The following is an 18,771-nucleotide window of genomic DNA, read 5'->3' on the forward strand; positions in this document are numbered from 1 at the left end:
CGGACGCCGTAGTCACGTCCAAGGATGGGCGCAACGCCCACGACGAGCGGAGCAAATCCCCCATGGATTGTCAAGCGAGCGCCGTGGTTCAGTGTCAAGCCGCGACGCAGAATCGTTGGTTCGCCCCAGCGCGCTCCAGCGCGCTCCAAAGCGTGATCTTACCGGTCATCGCGTGGGATCAGCACGCGCGGTGCCGGGTACCCTCGCCGGGCGTGATGAAGATCATCACGCTCGGCGCGCGCACGATCTGCCCGTGCCAGACGCCGCGAGGGACGATACACGTGCCCTGATCGCGCAGCTGGATCACGCGCTCGCCGCCCTCGTCTTCCAGCACGACGTCGACCGAGCCGGAGAGCAGGATCAGGACCTCGTCGCCATGGGGGTGGACCTCGCGGTGATCGGGGCTCTCGGCCATGTGAAAGAGGCCCACCATGCGGCCGGCGTGCAGCTCCTCGCGCTCGCCGATCTTCGCCCAGAACTCGGCGTCCACAGGGATCAGCTTCGCGGCGCCGCCGTCGAGGAGCTGCACGTAGGTGTCGGAGAGAAGAAAAGCGTGGGGGTCGTGTCGGGTCATGCAAGCACCATGGGCGCTCGCGCGCGCCGGCGATTGTAGATTTTTTCCGAGCATCCCGCTTCGCGGCCGCCCTGGCTCCGCGCGCCAGCAATCTCCGGCGGGACGATTCCGCAGGGGCGAACCGTCGCAATCCGGTGTTTTCCTTCAGAACCAGCGCGCGAGCGCGTCGTCGAGCGACTTCGACGACGCGTCTGTCCACGCGATGCAGCCGTCGGGACGGACGAGCATCGACGGGCCGTCGTTGGTGCGTGCGACGTGCACGTCGCGCGGGAGTGACCGTTCCGAAGGCGAGATGAAGAGGCCGCCGCCCTTCTCCATCAGCACGTAGAGCCGCTCTTCGCTGCCGCCTTCGAGCGTGAGGAGCTGGTCCTTCGCGAGCGTGCCGACGAGCGGGTCGTCGTCCCCGAGGTCGTAACGAATGCCGACGCCCGAGAGCATCTCGCCGAAGTAGCGGTTGCCTTCGGGCAGCTTCATCAGGTCGCTCACGATGGTGCGGAGCGCGCTCGTCAGCGGGTCAGGTCGCATGAGCGCGACTTGCGCGCGGGTATTTTCGAGGACGCGCGCGGCGACGGGATGGCGCTCGGCGGTGTACGAGTCGAGGAGATGCTCGCGCCCCTTCACCGCTGCGGCGAGCTTCCAACCGAGGTTCGCGGCGTCGACGAGGCCGAGGTTCAAGCCTTGGCCGCCAAAAGGCGAGTGGACGTGCGCGGCGTCGCCGGCGAGAAAGACGCGGCCAGCTCGGTAGCTCGTCGCTTGCCGCGCGTGATCGGTCCAGCGCGTCGCCATCGTCATCGACAGGATCTTGACGTCGGTGCCGCTCACGCGCTGAATCGCCGCTTCGACCTCGGCTTGCGTGATCGGCGCATCCCGATGGGGCGGCGGCCCGTTGAACTCCGCCGTGAAGACGCGCCCCGGCATCGGTCCGGACGCGACGAGGCCGCGCGGCGTTCGATGCCAGCCCATCGCGAGCTTCTCGGGCGCATCGAGCTCGACGACAGCCTGATAGCCGGTGATGGTCGGATCCGTGCCGGGGAACTCGAAGCCGGCGAGCTTGCGGACGCGGCTCCGGCCGCCGTCGCAGCCGACGAGGTACTTCGCGCTCCGCGGGCCCGCGCTCTCTCCAAGATGACGGTGTTCAACTACTTCGCGCGCAAGGAGGACCTCCTCTTGGATCGCGAGGACGAGGTGAAGCGGCTCTTACGCGAGGCAATCGGCGAGAGGCCGCAAGGGCAGTCGCCGATCGACGCGCTCCGCCGCCTCGTCGACGGGCTGTGCGAGCAGAAACATCCGTTCGCTCGCATCGACAGCCAGACGGTCGGCTGGTGGCGCGTCGTCGCGGCGAGCCCGTCGCTCAGGGCGCGCCTCCGCGAAATCGGGGATGAGACGGTCGAGGCGCTCGCGGTCGAGCTCGCTGGTCCGGAGCCCGATGGCATCGTGCGGCTCGTCGCCGGCATGGTCGTGCTGACGTGGCGCACGGCGTACGGCGAAGCCATCCGCGTGGTCGAGCGCGGAGGCTCGGCGAAGAAGGCGAACGCTGCGTTCATCGCGTTGATCGATCGCGGTTTTGCGGCCATTCACGACCTCGACGAGCGCGGCGTCCTCGGTCACGAGCTTGACCGTGCCCCTCCGCGGTCCCGTCACACGGCGGACCGAGCGCGCCGGGACCTCCGGCGTTGAACGTGCCGGCGCGGCCCCGCCGGCCTCCGGCTACCCGGGCTTGCGGTACCGCGCCACCAGGATCGTGATGTCGTCGTCCAGGCTCGGGCACCAGTCCTCTACCGCCCCGAGGATGCGATCGCGGATCACCTCCACGGGCGCGGACTGGGCCGCTTCGACGGTGGCGCAGAGCCGGTCCAGCCCGAACTGCTCGTGATGCTCGTTGCGTGCCTCGGTCACGCCGTCGCTGTAGAGCACGAGGACGTCTCCGTCCTCCAGCACGAGCTCGGCGTCCCGCGTCATCGCGTCGATCTCGGGCAGCACGCCGATGAACACCCCGCTCGTCGGGATCGTCGCGCAGCGCCTCGTGCGCGGCGAGCAGACGAGGATGTCCTCGTGCGCGCCGGCGAACGTCACGCGGCCGTCGCGTGTGTACCGCATGAGCAGGAGCGTCGCGTGCTCGTCCCGCTTCAGGCGGTCGCGGACGTTCTTGTGCACCGCCCGGTTGACCGCGCACACGATCCCGCGCGGGCCCGCCGCCGCGGGGCTCGACGCCATCACCGACACCATGCTCTGGATCATCAGCGTGATGAGCCCCGCCGCGAGCCCGTGCCCCGCCACGTCGCCGATCCCGAGCCAGCCCCCGTCCGGCGTCGCGATCACATCGTAGTAATCACCGCCGACCTCGGCGGCCGGCTTCATCGTCGCGCAGAGCTCGAGCCCCTCGACCGAGAGCCGCTCCGGCACCAGCGTGGTCTGGATGCGCGCCGCGACGCGGCTCTCCTCGCGGACCTTCTCCTGCTCGAGCCGCTCGCGCAGCTCCACCTGCCGCACCACCTCCCGGTGCAGCGTCGCCGCCTTCATCGCCGAGCCGAGCTGAAGGCGCAACGCGTCGTAGATCATCTCGTGCGGCTGGCCGTCGACCACCGCCAGGCCGAACTTCTCGACCCCGCCGAATGCGATCGGGAACGTGATCACGCTCCAGCGCTCATCGCCGCTCAGGAACCCCGGGGGCGCGAGGAGGTGCGCCGGGAAGCTCACGGGCGGCACCTCCACCTCGCGGCCGTCCTCCATCCAGAAGAACAGCCTCATGGTCGAGCGCTGCGCGTCGTCGAAGAGCGACACGGCGACGCGCGAGAACTGGAACTTCGACAGATCCGCCGCCGCGACGATGGCGTCGAAATCGACCCCACGCTCCAGGAGCTCGCGGATCGCGGCGCGCCCGCTGCCCACCGTGAACGCGCCGGACATGAAGAGGCGCTCATCATAAGTAATGGAGCGCGCCGCGAGCGCCCTCCGGTAACCGCCGGCGCGGAGGAGCGCCTCTTCATTGTTGGTAGGACCACTAATATACGCGATCCTCCTGCAGCCGTGCTCGTCGACCAGGTGCAGGACCGCGATCTCGGTCCCGAGGGCGTTGTCGACCATGAGGCTCGGGATATCGTCTACCGCCATCCCGATCCGTTCGCATTTCGGGCAGCGAAGCGGGTGGCGGGCGCGGGCGTGGCGGGCGCGGGCGTGGCGGGCAGAGGCGCGTGCCCCGCGCACGGCTCAGACTTCGCGGCGCGGGCCGGAGGTTTGGGTGTCACGAGAGAGCGCCACGACGAGCGAGGCGCGAACACGCCATGGTGTCTCACAAGCGGGATCTTCGGCGGAGGAATCAAAGCCGCGAGCCGGGCCATGAACTTTATTGGACTCATGACGCGGTGAGTGCGTCCCCGCCGAGGTGTCTTCAGCAAGTACGCTATACGCCCATCGGGCAGGAGCTCGATTCGATCGAGTGCGAAGGCCGGGCGGGAGCAGTACCGCACGAGCCTCTCGCGCGCGGGTCGTCGACCGCCGTCATCCGCTGCGATGGTGACGAAGGAAGCGCGCGGTGCTAGCCACTTTACCTCGCGTTCGCGGGTGGGTTCTCCTCGAACCAGCGGGCGATGCCCGGCATCGCGGTTTCGAACCCGCCGGGCACCGAAAAGTTGAGCGCGCCCGCGCGTTGAACACTGCGATTCTCGAAATCGTGGGTCATGCCACCGGGGGCGAGCACGAACGCGCCGCGCGGCGCGTCCACCCAGCGGTCACCGAGTAAAAAACTCATGGTGCCCTCGATCACGTAAAAGATGTCGTCTTCTGCGTGCGAATGCGCGCCGGGACCTCGAGTGTTCGGCTCCAGCCACCATTCGGAGATCGAATAGCGCTTCTGAGTCTCGTCACCGTCGGCGAGAAAGACGGCCGCGATGCGACCCATGGGATAGTGACGACCGCCCGCAGGCGGCAGGAAAATGGCGTTCTTCTGCGGCATTCATCTGAGGTTACGCCCGGTCGCCCGAAGGGTCTTGGAAAAAATTTACCCCGGCTGGTCCCGCCAGCAGCTCGCGCAACTCCGAGGGCGACCCTGAGGTCATGCGCCTCACGTCATTCGAGAGGCGCGCCTGATCGAACCAGCCGAAACGCGCGGCCAACTCCGCCCATGAACCCGTTCCGCCATGCGCAGGGAGCGCGCTGGCCGATCGAAGCGGACGATGTGCGCGTACCGCTTGGGCGTCATCCCCACGTGCTCGTGAAAGAGGCTGATGACGTGCTTCGGCGAGTAACCCAGCTCGCGCGCGAGCGTGTTCAGAATTCGCGGGATCGTGCACGTGGATGGGCGTGTCGATCTCGAGGATCACGACCACGCGCGGCAGCGGCGCTTCACGCCGCACCACCGGCTCACTCGCCCATTCGCCGTAGCCAACACACTTGCTGACCCATGGCCACAAAACAGCGGGCAATGGTCGTTCCGCCAGCTCCCAGCGCGCTCGACCGTTCGAGCCCTGTTGGACTTGCGCTCACGCTGAATGCGTCCCCCTGAAAAAGCCGCTTCGTGGCCCTGCCACCGTATCCAGTTCTGTGGGCACTCCGTCCACTCTCCTTGACGGTTCCGTGTTCCTCTCCCCTCTCCCCCGGTGCGTATTCCGGCGTGATCCGGCCCTCGTTCCCACCTGACCTGGCCACCGATTCCGGCGGCGTCCGGTCACCGATTCCGGTCACCCGGCCACCGATTCCGGCGGCATCCGGCCGCCCGTTCCGGTCACCCGGCTGCCAAGCTCGCCGGGCTTGACAGCGGCGGTGAAGGTTCGTCGATCGCGGAGCCACGAGTCTGAGGCGGCGCGCGGGCGCGGGTCGGCCGGGACGCGGTGCCCTGGGTCGGCGCGCGGCGGCTCCACGTGCTTCGGAACTCGTGCCACGCCGGAGGCGTGCGGAGCTGCCGGCCGGGCGGTGCCAGGGCGCGGTGGTGTCGTACCCGTGACGGTAGAAGACGTCGCTCACGGATCCCGCGCGCACCGGACCCCGATGCCGGCTGCGCGGGTCGTCGGAACCCGATGGTCGCGGGTGGAGAGGAGCAGCGCCTCCGGGACGCTGCGCCAGCCGCCGCCGCGCATCACCCGCTCCGTCCCGCCCGTCGTTACGGAGCAGTCCACGCAGTCGGGCGTATAATCCGCGTGCCAGTCCAGCGCCCACTCCCACACGCCCCCCGCCAGATCCGCTTGCTTGAACAGCCCGTCTCCCTGCGGTGACCTCGATCCGACCGGAAGGACGTCCTCGATCACGCACCCCGCCACATCGCTACCATTGCAGGCATACACGGCGTGGTCCGGATCGATGGCCACATCGTCCGGCGAGGCGGACCACGGATATGGACGCTGCTCGGCGCCGCCGGCCGCCGCGTAGCCCAGCTCCGCGTCTGTCGGCAGCCGGCCGCCGTCCCACGCGCAGAACGCAAACGCCAGGTGCCAGCTCACGCAGTTCATCGCCAGGCGCTCGTTCGCGCCGGGCTCATCCGTCCACACCCACGTCGTGCCCTCCGAATCGCAGAGCAGCCCTTCCAGGAGCTTCGCTCTGTCCGCCGGCAGATGTTCGTCCCACGTCGCGTACCACCCGCTGCCCGCGATCCTCGGGTGAGCGCCCGCGTCCACGGCTGGCCGGCTCCCGGGATACGCGTCCACGAACGCGCGGAACCGCCCCAGCGTGACCTCGAACCGATCCAGCAGGAAGTCGCTCACGGTGGCCGGGAAAGCCGGGTCGTTGCTCCGGTTGAACGTGCCGCCGGTCACCAGCTCGCTCGCGCAGCAGCTCTCGTCTTCCGCCGGCCCGCACGTCGCAGGCAGCCCGACGCAGCGACTGCCGGTTTCCACGCTGCCGCCACCACCACCACGGCCGCCGCCGCCGTCGGCGCCGCCGCCGCCACCGCCACCGCTGCCGCCGTGCTCCTCTACTGGATGGTAGGGCTTGTCCAGCCCGACGATCGTCGTGCACCCGACGCCCGGCAGGCACAGCGCCACCCAGGACCACCGCGCAGATCGCTTCCTCATGCTCGTATCTCTGTTATCGAGGCGAGAGCCAGGAATCAATAGAGCGCTGCTGGATGGTCGGACGCGCATCCTCGTGTGACGCGCGCGGGCGCGGCTCGGCCGCAGGACGCGCGAGGTGGATCAAGGGCCGACATCCACGGCCTCGAGGCCGTAGCGCCCGAATGAGCAGAGCGCGCGGTCGCCGGAGAGATGCCCTGAGGGGTGTTCCACGAACGAGTTGACGATGCGCGCCGAGAACCGTAGCTTTCGCCGCCCCAATGGCACCAAGCGGTTATCTCGAGCGAATCCTGCGCGCCCGCGTCTACGACGTGGCCCAGGAAAGCCCCCTGGAGGATGCGCCGCGGCTCTCCGCGCGCCTGGGCAACCGCGTGCTGATCAAGCGCGAGGACCTGCAGCCCGTCTTCTCCTTCAAGCTGCGCGGCGCTTACAACAAGATCTCCTCGCTGAGCGCGGCCGAGAAGGCGCGCGGCGTGATCGCCGCCTCGGCGGGCAACCACGCGCAGGGGGTGGCCCTCGCCGCCCAGCGGCTCGGCATCCGCGCCTGCATTGTGATGCCGACCACGACTCCCCGGATCAAGGTCGACGCCGTGCGCGCGCTCGGCGCGGAGATCGAGCTGATCGGGGATTCTTACGATGAAGCCTACGCCCATGCCAGGACGCTCGAAGCGAGCGAGGGGCTGACCTTCGTGCACCCGTACGACGACCCGGACGTGATCGCGGGTCAGGGCACCATCGCCCTGGAGATCATGCGCCAGCATCGCGGGTCGCTGGACGCCATCTTCGTGCCCGTGGGCGGCGGCGGGCTGATCGCCGGTATCGGCGCGTATATCAAGCATCTGTACCCCGAGATCAAGCTCATCGGCGTGGAGCCGGACGACGCCGCGTGTCTGCGCGCGGCGCTCGACGCGGGCGAGCGCGTACGGCTGAGTCAGGTCGGGCTGTTCGCCGACGGCGTGGCGGTCCGTCAGGTGGGCGAGGAGCCGTTTCGCATCGCCCAGCGGTGCGTGGATGACGTGATCGTGGTGGACACCGACGCCATCTGTGCCGCCATCAAGGATATCTTCGACGACACGCGCTCGATCGCCGAGCCGTCAGGCGCGCTGGCGGTCGCGGGCCTCAAAGCGTACGTCGAACGCGAGGGCCTGGGCGGAAAGACGCTGGTGGCGATCCTCAGCGGTGCGAACATGAACTTCGACCGCCTGCGGCACGTGGTCGAGCGGGCAGAGCTCGGCGAACAGCGCGAGGCGCTGTTCGCGGTCACCATTCCGGAGCGACCGGGCGCGTTCCGCGAGTTCTGCCAGCTTCTCGGGCGCGCGACCATCACGGAGTTCAATTATCGTTTTGGGCGTGTGGACGAGGCGCAGATCTTCGTCGGCGTGGGCCTGTCCCACGGGCGCAAGCAGCGCGACGAAATTCTGGAGCGCCTCCACGACGCCAGGCTGCCGGTCATCGACCTCAGCATGGACGAGATGGCCAAGTTGCACGTGCGCTACATGGTCGGCGGGCGCGCCCCGACAGCGAACGAGCGGCTCCTACGTTTCGAGTTCCCGGAGCGCCCCGGGGCGCTGATGCAGTTCCTCACGCACATCGGCGGGCGCTGGAACATCAGCCTGTTCCACTACCGCAACCACGGCGCCGCGTTCGGGCGAGTCCTCGCCGCCTTGCAGGTCCCGGAGCCGGAATACGACGAGTTCGACCGTTTTCTCACCGACCTCGGTTATCCATTCATCGAAGAGACGAAGAATGCGGCCTATCATCTCTTCTTGAGATGATGAAACACCAGCACTCGCCGGTGGGGATGTACGTCACGTCCGTCACCCAGACTTGGTTGGGCGCTTGGTGGGCGTGCTCAGGTGAGCGTCGACTCTTGCCCGCGCGGACTCCGAGCGCTTGACCCACGCGTGCGCGTGTCGGAGATCCTGTCGGACGCTCCGAGGGCATGTCGGACGATCCGGACGGCCACGTAGGTCTCGAGCGGCACCCACCGCCCGCCGTCGGGTCGGACCACCCGGCCTCCTCTTCACTGGCCCGTGCGCGCCCACGGACGAGGAGGCGCTGTTCTGTGAAGACTGCCCCCCGCTGGAACTCGACGAAGACGTGGGCGGCGCCGGCGGGTCCGGTGGCGCCCGCGGGGTAGCAGGCGGCCCGGCATCAGGAGGCGATGGGGGCAGCGGCGGGGAGGCCGGCGACGGCGGCGCCGCTGGGCATGCCCCGGGGGCAGGCGGCGAAGGCGGTGGATGGCTCCCGCCGCCGTGCGAGTGCGACGACAGCAACAGCTGCAACGGCGTCGAGGGATGCGCGGGCGACGGGAGCTGCATCGTCATCGGCGCGCCTGCGCCCGTCAGCGACGGCGACAAGTGCACGATCGACCTGTGCCTGGATGGCGAGCCCGTCTACCAGCCCATGGACACTGACGATGGTGACCCGTGTACCGATGACTGGTGCCACAACACCATAGGTCCGTCGCACACTCCCATCCCCGGCTGTCAGAGCTGAATCGATGCAGCGTCGAGTGCCGACGCGGCGCTATAGAGCATCAGCGCGTAGGTAAAAGAAGCCGGATCGCAGCGCGAAGAAGTGTAGCGCAGCAAACCGGAAGGGTGGGGCCGCCCCCCCGAAACCCCGCAAGAAGTGACGGATCGCGACCGTTCGCCACCGCGGCGGAATCCTGGCGGGACTGTTCCGCGGTGGCGAACCGTCGCGATCCGTCGCATCCCCGGGAATTTGGGGAGGGCGTGAGTGCGCCGGGATAAACCGGCACGGAGATGGGTATGCAAGAGACCTACGTCAAAGGCGTAGCGAGCCATGATGGCCCCGAGTCATGCGCAGGCATCCGTGAGGAGGTCGGCGAAGCGTTGGCAGGGGTACGCGCAGGCAGGGACACTGAGCCGCGAAATACCCTCGATCGGGGTGCCGACGCTGTTCACGCAAGCGGAAGGCCACACGACCAGGAGCGCCAGCGCGAGCTCCTGGGCGACCCCGCGCGGTCGAAGACCCCGAGCATGTGCGGACTCTCCGTGTGCGAGAACCGGGAGATCCCCTGGCCTCCCGCCCTCGATGGCGAGGTGGGGCGCAAAGGAAAGGCCAAGGCCGTAAGCCGATGATGAACGGCCAGGGGAGGTCAGACAGGCCCATAGTACCGACGAAGCTGCCGAACAAGGCCGGGCTGTCAAGCGACAGTAACTTTTGACCCCCTTGCGACAGTAAAACTGACCCCCCTCCCGCGCCCATGGATCACCTGATCGGCGCGGTGTTCCCGCCGAGCAGACCCGCCTTCTTTTTCTGTTTCAGCCTGTAGCTGTCTCCCGAGATCATCAGGGTGTGGCTGTGGTGGAGCAGACGGTCGAGGATGGCGGCGGCGAGGACTTCGTCCCCGAAGACCGTGCCCCACTGCGTCACCACCTGGTTTGTCGTGATCAGGGTGCTGCTCTTCTCGTACCTCCTGGCAACGAGCTGGAAGAAGAGATGGGCGCTCTGCCTCTCGAAGGGCAAGTAGCCCAGTTCATCGACCACCAGAAGCTTCGGCTTCGTGTAGAACAAGAGCTTCTCCGCGAGCTGCCCCTCGGTTTCCGCCTTCGACAGCGTCGCCAGGAGCGCGGTCGCACTCGTGAAGAGCACCGAGTGCCCCGCCTCGACGGCGGCCCGCCCCAGCGCGATGGCCAGATGCGTCTTGCCCACCCCGGGAGGACCGAACACCAGCACGTTCTCGGCCTCAGCGATGAAGCGCCCGGTGGCGAGTTCGCGGACGAGCTTCTGGTCGATCGAGGGCTGGAACTTGAAGTCGAAGTCCTCGAGGGTCTTGATCGCCGGAAAGTGCGCGATCTGGATCCCCATCGCCACCCGCTTGCGCTGCTTGGACCCGATCTCCTCGCAGAGGAGCTTGTCGAGGAAATCGAGGTAGGTCGGCTCGGTTCTGGCCGCCTCGGAGAGCAGGGCATCGAGCCGCTCGGCGATGGAGCGCATCCTGAGCCGGCTCAGGCTCTCGACAACGCGCGCATGCACGATCTCGCGGCTCACGAGGCCACCTCCCCGATCACGGCCGCGTAGTCCGACAGGCTGCGCCCCATGGCCTCCAGGGCGCTCAGGGGCGCATCTAGCGGCGTCGGCGCGGCAGGCCTTCGCCACAGCCCGTCAAAGTGGCGGGGCTCGACGACACGAGCATGAGGCTCGAAGGAGCGCTCGTGCCGCGCCACCAACTCCGTTCCCCGATAGATGCGGACCTCGCGCTCACCGACAACGACGTCCACGGTGTCGCGCACAAGCCGGTGCGGGACGCTGTAGCGGATGGTGTCGACGTCGACGAGGGCGTCGTTGGCTACGCGTCGTCGGAGCCGCTGCTCTCGCACCGGCAGGGGCCGTGACGGCAACGGCCGGAGCGCGTGCCGCTCATCGCGCTCGAAGCGCACCATCGGCGCCTCGTGGGTCGTGCCGTGGATGCGCTGGTCGGCCTCGCCCATCCACCGGACCAGGTGGGCTTCGAGCGCGGCGAAGGACTCGAACTCGCGCCCCGCCAGCCCGTTGCGCTTGACGTACTTGACGCCCGACTCGGTCTTGCCCTTGGTGCGCGCCCGGTAGGGCCCGCAGGCGCGCGGGGTGACGTCCCAATCGCGACAGAACGCGAGGTAAGCCGGGTGGAACGTCACGGTGCCTGTTTCGCGCTCGCGGCCGAGCACCAGCGAGCGCGCATTGTCCCCGAGTACAGTGCGAGGCACGCCGCCGAAGTGGCGGAAGGCTTCTGCGATGCCTTCGCGCCAATCGTCCTGTCGCTCGCTCAGAAAAGCCTTGACGAACAGCCTTCGTGAGTGACTCAATACGGCGACCAGCAGGTGCACCCGCACGAATGTGCCGGCGATGCGGACCTGCTTCTGACCGAAGTCGATCTGCATCTGATAACCAGGGGCGGTCTCGAACCGTACGCTGGCCACGTCGGCAGCCCTTTGCCCGCGGCGAAGGTCGGCCACCACGCGCTGTACGGTCCTCGGGCTTACCGTGATGCCACGGCTGACAAGCTCGCCTGCGACGACCACGGCGTTGCCCTCCGCCAAGCCGGTGAAGAGCTGCTTGGCCTCGGCGCGGCCATCCTCGTCCAAGCAGCGACGACCAGGGCGCACCTGCGCCTCGGCGGCGGCTCCACCGCGCAAATAACGGCGGACCGTGTTGCGAGCCACGCCGAGCTCCGCGGCGATCCGTTTGGACCCCCACCCTCGGGCCGTGAACTCGCGAATCTGCCGGATAACGTCCGGCTCGATCATCTCCTGCACCTCCGAACCGAGAGGTGCCACGTCCAAGTCCCTGATTTCCATGCCGTTTCCTCCGCTCTGGCGCGAGGGAGGGGGGTCAGTTTTACTGTCGCGCGGGGGTCATTATTACTGACGCTCTACAGCATCGAGCGCTCCGCCGCCGAAGTCAGCGTGACCGCACCACCTGGGCGCGAATGCAGCGACTCGGTCAGCGCTGGATCCCCCCTGTACGCATTCTGCATCCCTGGCCAGAAGAGCGCTTCCGCGTCAGAACCCGAGGCAAGAGCCCAGTGCGGTAGTGCCGCTCGCTGGGATCCGCGCGGGGGGCGGCCCGAGCCCACAAGGCGAAGGGCCGTCCCTACCGCAATCGACGGATCGCAGCCCCTCGGAAGGCGTGCTCCCAACCCGGGCCCAATGAATAGGCGTTTGCGGGACTGCGCCTGAGCAGCAGCGGCGGCGAGGTCCCGGCGCAGTCCCGCAAACGTCGGGTTGGACCGGGCCGGTTCGCGGCCGGGCGAGGCGGTCGCGAGGCCTATGGAGATCCTGCCCGAGAAGGCCGCAGAAGGCGGGCGCGGCGGGGCTCGCACGCGTGGTGCATCCCGCCGCCACGACGTTGGGCGCAGACGTGCCGAGGCAGAGCGCGGCGCCGATGGAGGCCCAGCAGCACGCACGCCGCCGAGGTGGACGGCGCAGAAGGCGGATCGATGCCTGACCGCCGCGCAACGGAGGTGGTGCTGTCGCTTCTGCCCAGGTGTTACCGAGCAGGCTGCTTGATGGCCGGAAGATCCGGCTCTGTGATGGCCATCATCGAGCTGGATTTGCGCTCACCGCGATCGCAGCGAGGCATGCGCCGGGGTGACTGCGGCGGTCGCAGAGCGCCGGCGCTCTCAGTCGATGCGGAGTGGGAGGCGGTCATCGCCGTCGAGGACGGCGTGGTAGCGAGCGAGAGCGTCGTCGAGCCGATCGAGGTAGTGGAGCACGACGTCAACGGCGTAGAGACGAGGGCACAGCGGATCCGGGTCGCTCGGGTAGCGCGCGGTGAGCGCGCCGCGGGCGAGCGCGAGGGCCGCGACGAGGGCGGCGGCTGCGCTGCCCGCGGCGTCGCCGCGCCGCGTGTCCCCCTCGGCCACGGGGACGGGGTTCACCCGGCCTCCTCTGCGTCCAGCTGCAGGATGCGGCTCAGGACGTCGCGCTCGACGAGCTTGCGCTTCTTGCGCGCAGCGGCGCGGAGCGCGGCAGTGGCGAGTCGATCGGTGTCGCGCAGGCTGCCAGCGGCCGCCTCGTGCAGCATCGCGATGGCGTCCGAGGTGAAGAGCTCTTTCGTGCAGCCGACTCGGCCGAGACGTACACGCAGATAGTCGGCCGTATCGTCCGGCGTGAGCGGGTCGATGGTCAATCGGTAATGGAGGCGCGAATACAGGGAGCGATTGCGGCGCACGCGGAGCCGCTCGCCGAGCTCGGGCAAGCCAAGCAACACGAGCGAAAGCAATGCGCGGCTATCCCATGCGTAATTAAGGAGTATGTGAAGATGATCGAGTGTGTCCTGATGAAGCAGATGGGCCTCATCGAGGACGAAGACCGGAAATACGCGCTCCTTCGCGAGTTCCTCGACGTGCGTGCTGACCGCGTAGAAGACGTCTCCAGCGGTGCTGCAGCGAGCGAGACCGAGCGCCAGACAGAGCTGCCGATAGAAGTCCCGGCGTCCAAGCGTCACGTTGGCGCAGTAGGTCAGGCGAAACGTCTGCGGCGAAAGGGCATGACGGAGCGCGCGGAGCAGACACGTCTTGCCGACGCCGGGGTCACCGGCGAGCAGCACGCTCTTTCTGGCGTGCACCGCCTCGATGAGCGTCTCGAGTACCATCTGCTTGGACGGGGGGAGCCAGAGCTCGCCGTCTTCGACCTCCTTGGAAAATGGCTCTGCGGTGAAGCTGAAGTAGCTGCAGAAGTCCATGGTCATCCCTCCTCGTCATCGCGGGGCGTTCGTCCGAGAGCCTTGTCCAGGAGGGTCTTCGGCGGGTCAAAGGGGACGCGCGCCTCGTGAGCGACATCGAGGTTGCAGGCCGGTCGCGGCCGATGGGCGTTCTTCACCGGATCGACCCGGTGCAGGGCGAAGCGTTTGCCCTCGTGTTCAATCCAGGGCGGCTCGGTCGGCGTGACGAGGCACCTCGACACCGTGACGAGGCGGCCGGCGAGGAAGCCGAGATCGGTCTCCCAGTCCTCCCCATCCATCGAGAGCGTGCTGTCACGCCGCACGCGCCGGCGGGCCTGGGCCGTGAGCGCGTCGCGCAGCTTCCGCTCGTCGAGGTCGTCGGTGACGTGGGGATACTCCTCGTAGACCTGCGCGGGGGACTTGCCGAAGAGCGCCGCGTGCGGTGTGCGGTGATAGTGCTCGTCGACCCATGCGTAGAGCCGGACGTTGAGGTCGTGGAGCGACCCGAGCGCGCCGGTAAAGTCCAGGCACCTCTCGCGCAACGTCCTCCAGAAGCGCTCCATCTTGCCGCGCGCGGGGGCGTCGTACGGGCGGGCGTGGATCAGGGTGGTGCCGAGTCGCTCGCACGCAAGGTGCAAGGTGTGCCCGCGGTAGGTCGAGCCGTTGTCCAGGTAGAGGGCGTCGGGAGCGCCGTGCTTGCGCAGCGCCCGGATGAAGAGCGCCAGCATGTCGACCTCCCGCTCGGCGCTCATCGCCTCGAGCGCGAGGATGTACCGCGAGGCGTCGTCGAGCAGCGCGTGAATGCGCACCGGCGCCGGGCTGCCGTTGACGAGGATCGGCGACGCGTGACACACATCGCCGTGCCACAGGGCGCCGGGATGCTCGGCCTGCCAGCGCAGCCGCACCTTGCCGCCCGGGCGATCGCGCAGCGCGACGCGATCGAGGTGGTGTTCGGCATACAGCCGTCGCACCGTGGTGGCGGATATGGCGCCCTTGTCGATGCGGCCCGCCGCGATCAGGGTGTCGAGGATGAGCGAGACCGAGGCGCTCGGGTGCTCCTCTCGGATCTCGAGCAGCATCTGCCGTTGCTCGGGGGTGAGCTCGCGCGCCCGCCCCTTGTCCTTGCGGGGCTTGGGGCGTAAGCCCTCGAGACCTTCGGTCTTGTACGCGTAATACCAGCGCTCGAGCGTGGGGACGGAGTAGGTGCGCGGAGAATGGGCGCGTGGTGGGCGAAACCGCTGCTTGCTCAGGTCGGCGAGCGCTTCGGCGAGCTCTCCGCGGTCGAGCTCGCGGTGCATGAGCGAGCCGATGATCTCGCTGCGATAGAGCGCCACCGCTTCGGCGTGGTCCTTCGGCTGGAGGGGGTCTTGCACGTCGTGTCCTTTCCGCGCCGGTGACACCGCACCGGCCGCACAGCCATCCAAGCGCAAGGCGCTCCGCCGACCGAGGATCCAACCGGGTGGGGTCCGGCATGAGCTCGGCGAGCGGGCCGCTTGCCATCACGCGGCCCGCACGGCGCCTGCCATGACGGCGGCCTCGGGGACCTCGGCCGCAAAAGGCGCCATCGCGACGAGCGTCATCGCCGCCCGCTCGGCCCGCTGCCGCAGCGATGCAGCGAGGGGACTGGGGCGGACCGCCGCAAAGAGGCGCCTCTGGTCGATGGCGCGTAGCCAGCGCCGCACGGTCACCCAGCTGTCAGCATCGAAGCTGGCGGACCAAGGGCTGACGCGCCGCCGCACCTCGATGAGCGCTGCACCGGCGACGCCGACGAGCAGCAGGGCCAGACCGATCGCCGTCGCGGCGAAGTGCCGTCGCGGTGCGACGCCCCGCGGCACGACCGTGATCGCGGCGCTGCAGCGGCGGCATCGATAGCGGCGCGCCTCGATCGTGACGAGCCCGCCGCGCTCACCGGCAGCCAGCGGCCCGCGCACCTGCCGCGACCGCGTTCCGTGACCCCACAGCCCCAACCCGCCCCCCAGCGGGCACCCCGCCGCGCCGCAACGGGGGCAGCGGGCTGGCCGCGCGCGGTCTACGGTGGGCGGGGAACCAAGCCAGCCTTTGACATCGAGGTCCAAATGGACGATCTGTTGAGGGCTCCGCTCTTTCAAGCGATTCGGAGCACGACGGGAGGGGGCACGCGGCCAAACGAGCTCCTCCCGTCGCCTATTTTGTGGCCGGCGCCGCGCCGATGCTCCACTCCTGCCGCTGACCTACTCCGTTCGTTACGCCGACGGGCGAGGAGTCGTGCTGGTAATTTTCGAGAGGAGAACGGAATGCGCGCTCCCTCTTTTCCTGTGCTCCTGGATTCGACCAGCGCGTTCGTGCTCGGGACGAGCTACAATGAGAATTTCATCGGACTCGGCGTAATGCATGGCCGGGGAGCGCTCCGGCAACTTGCTGCCCCCGGACACCTCTGTCATCGCGTCTGATCCGCCTCGACGATGGTGTTCTCCGGTGGGTCGAGCGCCCCGTCATCAAAGAGCTGGATCCACAGGCGCACCATGGGCATCAACGACGGTGCTCGGTAACACCCAGGCCAGCGATGCTCATGACGTGTCCGGAGGGGCGGCGGAAGAGCCGACGACGCACGACGGCAGCGGGCGGCGAGCCATCGCAGCCTGACCGCAGCGAGGACAGATGGACAGGTCGATCCCCGTGAGCTCGGCGAGCAGCGTGCACCAGTCGACCTTGACGACGTGGCGCGCAGAGGGCTCGTTCTCGTAAGAGCTGCCTTCCCGGTGCTCATCTCCCCCGACAGCGCACTGCCCTGCGTCTCGCGCCGCCAGGATCCTCGTGCGTGCCACCTCGAGCGTGGTGGTGGCGTGACACGCGGCCATCAGGCCGAAGTGTCGGATCTTCACGAAGCGATGTGGCAGCACGTGCATCAGGAAGCGACGCAGAAACTCGTCTGCGGAGAGCGTCACGGTCTTGTCTCCGCGGGTCCGGAAGCACACGCCGCGCTCATCCATCCACCGCAGCCGGTGATTGGACAGCCCGACACGGTGGGTATAGCGACCGAGGTAGGCAAAGACCTGCTCGGGCCCAGCGAAGGGCGGCTTGGCGTAGACCACCCAGGGCTTGCGGTAGAGCGCGTCGAGCAGCGCAGCGAAGGCAGCGGGGTTGGCCAGCGCGGCGGCCCCGCCGGTCAGGTCGAGCTCTCCGGCGTCATAGGCCTGCCGAAGCGCGGCGAGCAACTTGCCGCGGAAGAGCTTGCCGAGGACCTGCACAGGGAAGAGGTAGCCGCGCCGCCCCTCGATCCAGCGCGAGCCGTCGGGCGAGAGGCCGCCGCCGGTGACGATGCAGTGCAGGTGCGGATGGAAGCTGAGATTGCGGCTCCAGGTGTGCAGCACGGCGGTGACACCGAGGTCGGCGCCGAGCCGTTTGGGATCGCGGCCGAGCGTGAGCAGGGTCCGCGAGCCGCACTGGAAGAGCAGATCGAAGACCCTCTGCTGGTTGACGAGCGCCAGCGGGCGCAGCTCGGCCGGGAGCGTGAAGACGACGTGGAAGTAGTGCGTCGGCAGGATGCGCTGCTGCCGCTCGGCGATCCACCTGGCCTGGCTGAGGCTCTGGCACTTGGGACAGTGGCGGTTGCGGCAGGAGTTGTACGAGGGCTGCTCGTGGCCGCAGCTCGTGCACACGTCGACATGGCCGCCCAGCACCGCGGTCCTGCACGCAGCGATGTCGCGCAGGACCTTGCGCTGGGCGGTGGAGACGGCGTGGGCGCGCAGGTAGGCCTCGCCGTGGGCGCGGACGATATCCGCGACCTCGAGCCGAGGCCTACCCGTCGCCGTGGGCCGCGGCGCCGGGGGATGCGGGTGCACGCGACCTCAGCCGAGCTTCTTCTTGGCCTCCTGGGTGCCGAGCACCTCGACCGGGCTGCGGGTGCGACCGACGTGAGCCTGGCTGACGCGGACGTAGCGGACGGTGGTGCGGATGGAGCGATGGCCGAGCAGGGCCTGGATGACGCGGATGTCGGTGCCGAGCTCGAGCAGGTGGGTAGCGAAGCTGTGCCGCAGCACGTGCGGGGTGACGCGCTTGTGCAGCTTGCAGCGCCTCGCCGCCTCGCGCAGCGCGTTGCGCACCGCCTCGTGCGAGATGACCGAGCCCTGCTTGCGACCCGGGAACAGCTCCGGTCCAGCGGGTCTCTCCGCCCGCCAGTAGATGCGCAGCGCGGTCAGCACGGGGGCGCTGAGCATCACGTACCGATCACGCCCATGCTTTCCATTGCGGACGTGGATGAGGTTGCGCTTGCTGTCGATGTCCTCGACCCGCAGCGAGCAGACCTCATCGATCCGCAGACCGGCGCCGTACGCCGTCAGTACGATCGTGCGCTGCTTGACCGAGCCGATCGCGTTGAGCAGCGCCTCGACCTCGGTGCCGCTGAGGACCGGCGGCAGCTTCTGGGGTACCTTCGGCCAGGGGATCGCGACAGCGACCTCCGGACGCCCGAGCGTGGTGGCGTAGAGGAACTTGATCGCCGCCACGTACTGGTGCTGCGTCGCCTCCGCGATCTTTCGCTGCTCGGCGAGATAGAGCAAAAACGCGCGCACCTCGTCGAGACCCATCTGCTGCGGCGGCTTGCGGTGATAGGCTACGAAGGCCCGTGCGCAGCGGAGGTAATTGTCGCACGTCGACGGCTTGTATCGCCGCAGCTTCAGGTCTTCGGCCATTCGATCGCGGAGCTGTCCCATCGCTGCCCTCCTGGTGGACGCGGCGCCCGGGCAGGGGCGTCGCGAACGGCAGGGTGGGCAGGGAATGAGGCGGCGGGCGGCCAGTCCTGCGCGGCGCCGGGCTCTTTTTTCGCAATAAATACTGGCAAAAGCCGCGCTGCGGCAGCAATGACTGCCGTGACAACCGCAGCGAAGACAAGGATCCGAGCCGCGGCAGGAAACCGCGGCTCGGTATCCGGAATGCTTAACGGCGCAGGGCCCGCAGCATCTTCTTGAGCCTCACGCCGAGCTCCTGCACCTCGTCAGCATCGCGCTCGCTCGCGGCCGGCACAGGAGCTGCCGCGAAGCGGCTTGG

General features: G+C 68.5%; 17 protein-coding genes and 1 pseudogene. 2 read left to right on the forward strand and 16 right to left on the reverse strand.

What is annotated here, in order from left to right; translation table 11 throughout:
• Positions 1–178: 178 nt before the first annotated feature.
• From WME97_RS16855 to WME97_RS16890, 8 genes and pseudogenes are all read right to left on the reverse strand, one after another.
• Positions 179–574 carry a cupin domain-containing protein gene (locus tag WME97_RS16855; protein WP_437552929.1) on the reverse strand — a complete coding sequence of 132 codons (396 nt, stop codon included), beginning with the start codon at positions 572–574 and terminating at the stop codon, positions 179–181.
• A 144-nt stretch (positions 575–718) separates the two neighbouring features.
• Positions 719–1,099 carry a hypothetical protein gene (locus WME97_RS16860; RefSeq protein WP_437552930.1) on the reverse strand — a complete coding sequence of 127 codons (381 nt, stop codon included), beginning with the start codon at positions 1,097–1,099 and terminating at the stop codon, positions 719–721.
• 78 nt (positions 1,100–1,177) lie between these two features.
• Positions 1,178–1,747: pseudogene (locus WME97_RS16865) on the reverse strand (FAD-dependent monooxygenase); the annotation flags it as partial.
• Between the two features lie 534 nt (positions 1,748–2,281).
• Positions 2,282–3,685 (reverse strand): PP2C family protein-serine/threonine phosphatase, encoded by a 1,404-nt coding sequence (locus tag WME97_RS16870; protein ID WP_437552931.1) that lies wholly within the window; start codon positions 3,683–3,685, stop codon positions 2,282–2,284.
• Complete coding sequence (locus WME97_RS16875; RefSeq protein WP_437555403.1) at positions 3,676–4,155, reverse strand: transposase; 480 nt, start codon at positions 4,153–4,155, stop codon at positions 3,676–3,678. Before WME97_RS16875 ends, WME97_RS16870 begins: the two co-directional genes overlap by 10 nt.
• The gene (locus WME97_RS16880) at positions 4,119–4,526 is read right to left on the reverse strand and encodes a cupin domain-containing protein (RefSeq protein ID WP_437552932.1); all 408 of its coding nucleotides are present in this window, start codon (positions 4,524–4,526) and stop codon (positions 4,119–4,121) included. Before WME97_RS16880 ends, WME97_RS16875 begins: the two co-directional genes overlap by 37 nt.
• A 108-nt stretch (positions 4,527–4,634) precedes the next feature.
• Positions 4,635–4,856 carry an AraC family transcriptional regulator gene (locus WME97_RS16885; protein ID WP_437555405.1) on the reverse strand — a complete coding sequence of 74 codons (222 nt, stop codon included), beginning with the start codon at positions 4,854–4,856 and terminating at the stop codon, positions 4,635–4,637.
• Between the two features lie 673 nt (positions 4,857–5,529).
• A complete protein-coding gene (locus WME97_RS16890; RefSeq protein ID WP_437552933.1) occupies positions 5,530–6,576 on the reverse strand; it encodes a formylglycine-generating enzyme family protein in 1,047 nt (348 codons plus the stop codon).
• Positions 6,577–6,833: 257 nt separating this feature from the next.
• Here WME97_RS16890 and ilvA point away from each other — a divergent pair, with 257 nt between their 5' ends.
• Both ilvA and WME97_RS16900 read left to right on the forward strand, forming a co-directional pair.
• Complete coding sequence (gene ilvA / locus WME97_RS16895; RefSeq protein ID WP_437552934.1) at positions 6,834–8,348, forward strand: threonine ammonia-lyase, biosynthetic; 1,515 nt, start codon at positions 6,834–6,836, stop codon at positions 8,346–8,348.
• A 325-nt stretch (positions 8,349–8,673) separates the two neighbouring features.
• Positions 8,674–9,072 carry a hypothetical protein gene (locus WME97_RS16900; protein WP_437552935.1) on the forward strand — a complete coding sequence of 133 codons (399 nt, stop codon included), beginning with the start codon at positions 8,674–8,676 and terminating at the stop codon, positions 9,070–9,072.
• 738 nt (positions 9,073–9,810) lie between these two features.
• Here WME97_RS16900 and istB read toward each other — a convergent pair.
• The 8 genes from istB to WME97_RS16940 all read right to left on the reverse strand — a co-directional run bounded on the left by istB (position 9,811) and on the right by WME97_RS16940 (position 18,437).
• A complete protein-coding gene (istB, locus tag WME97_RS16905; RefSeq protein WP_437544978.1) occupies positions 9,811–10,593 on the reverse strand; it encodes an IS21-like element helper ATPase IstB in 783 nt (260 codons plus the stop codon).
• Positions 10,590–11,828: an IS21 family transposase gene (gene istA, locus WME97_RS16910; RefSeq protein ID WP_437555340.1), complete on the reverse strand. Its 1,239-nt coding sequence runs from the start codon at positions 11,826–11,828 to the stop codon at positions 10,590–10,592. Before istA ends, istB begins: the two co-directional genes overlap by 4 nt.
• 875 nt (positions 11,829–12,703) lie before the next feature.
• Positions 12,704–12,961 (reverse strand): hypothetical protein, encoded by a 258-nt coding sequence (locus WME97_RS16915; RefSeq protein ID WP_437543650.1) that lies wholly within the window; start codon positions 12,959–12,961, stop codon positions 12,704–12,706.
• Positions 12,958–13,767: an ExeA family protein gene (locus WME97_RS16920; protein ID WP_437543652.1), complete on the reverse strand. Its 810-nt coding sequence runs from the start codon at positions 13,765–13,767 to the stop codon at positions 12,958–12,960. Before WME97_RS16920 ends, WME97_RS16915 begins: the two co-directional genes overlap by 4 nt.
• A 2-nt stretch (positions 13,768–13,769) precedes the next feature.
• Positions 13,770–15,119, reverse strand: a complete 1,350-nt coding sequence (locus tag WME97_RS16925; protein WP_437543653.1) for a helix-turn-helix domain-containing protein — start codon at positions 15,117–15,119, stop codon at positions 13,770–13,772.
• A gap of 126 nt (positions 15,120–15,245) precedes the next feature.
• Positions 15,246–15,677 carry a hypothetical protein gene (locus WME97_RS16930; protein ID WP_437545645.1) on the reverse strand — a complete coding sequence of 144 codons (432 nt, stop codon included), beginning with the start codon at positions 15,675–15,677 and terminating at the stop codon, positions 15,246–15,248.
• A gap of 615 nt (positions 15,678–16,292) precedes the next feature.
• Positions 16,293–17,567, reverse strand: coding sequence for an IS91 family transposase (locus WME97_RS16935; protein ID WP_437544988.1), 1,275 nt, complete (start codon positions 17,565–17,567; stop codon positions 16,293–16,295).
• A gap of 6 nt (positions 17,568–17,573) precedes the next feature.
• A complete protein-coding gene (locus WME97_RS16940) occupies positions 17,574–18,437 on the reverse strand; it encodes a tyrosine-type recombinase/integrase (protein ID WP_437544987.1) in 864 nt (287 codons plus the stop codon).
• Between the last annotated feature and the right edge of the window lie 334 nt (positions 18,438–18,771).

The sequence above is a fragment of the Sorangium sp. So ce367 genome, assembly GCF_051520455.1.
Taxonomy (GTDB): domain Bacteria; phylum Myxococcota_A; class Polyangia; order Polyangiales; family Polyangiaceae; genus Sorangium; species Sorangium cellulosum_B.

Excerpts from the sequence above, each read along its gene's own strand:
- WME97_RS16855 (WP_437552929.1), bottom strand. The coding sequence starts at position 574 with ATGACCCGACACGACCCCCACGCTTTTCTTCTCTCCGACACCTACGTG.
- WME97_RS16860 (WP_437552930.1), bottom strand. The coding sequence starts at position 1,099 with ATGCGACCTGACCCGCTGACGAGCGCGCTCCGCACCATCGTGAGCGAC.
- WME97_RS16870 (WP_437552931.1), bottom strand. The coding sequence starts at position 3,685 with ATGGCGGTAGACGATATCCCGAGCCTCATGGTCGACAACGCCCTCGGG.
- WME97_RS16880 (WP_437552932.1), bottom strand. The coding sequence starts at position 4,526 with ATGCCGCAGAAGAACGCCATTTTCCTGCCGCCTGCGGGCGGTCGTCAC.
- WME97_RS16890 (WP_437552933.1), bottom strand. The coding sequence starts at position 6,576 with ATGAGGAAGCGATCTGCGCGGTGGTCCTGGGTGGCGCTGTGCCTGCCG.
- ilvA (WP_437552934.1), top strand. The coding sequence starts at position 6,834 with ATGGCACCAAGCGGTTATCTCGAGCGAATCCTGCGCGCCCGCGTCTAC.
- istA (WP_437555340.1), bottom strand. The coding sequence starts at position 11,828 with ATGATCGAGCCGGACGTTATCCGGCAGATTCGCGAGTTCACGGCCCGA.
- WME97_RS16920 (WP_437543652.1), bottom strand. The coding sequence starts at position 13,767 with ATGGACTTCTGCAGCTACTTCAGCTTCACCGCAGAGCCATTTTCCAAG.
- WME97_RS16940 (WP_437544987.1), bottom strand. The coding sequence starts at position 18,437 with ATGGGACAGCTCCGCGATCGAATGGCCGAAGACCTGAAGCTGCGGCGA.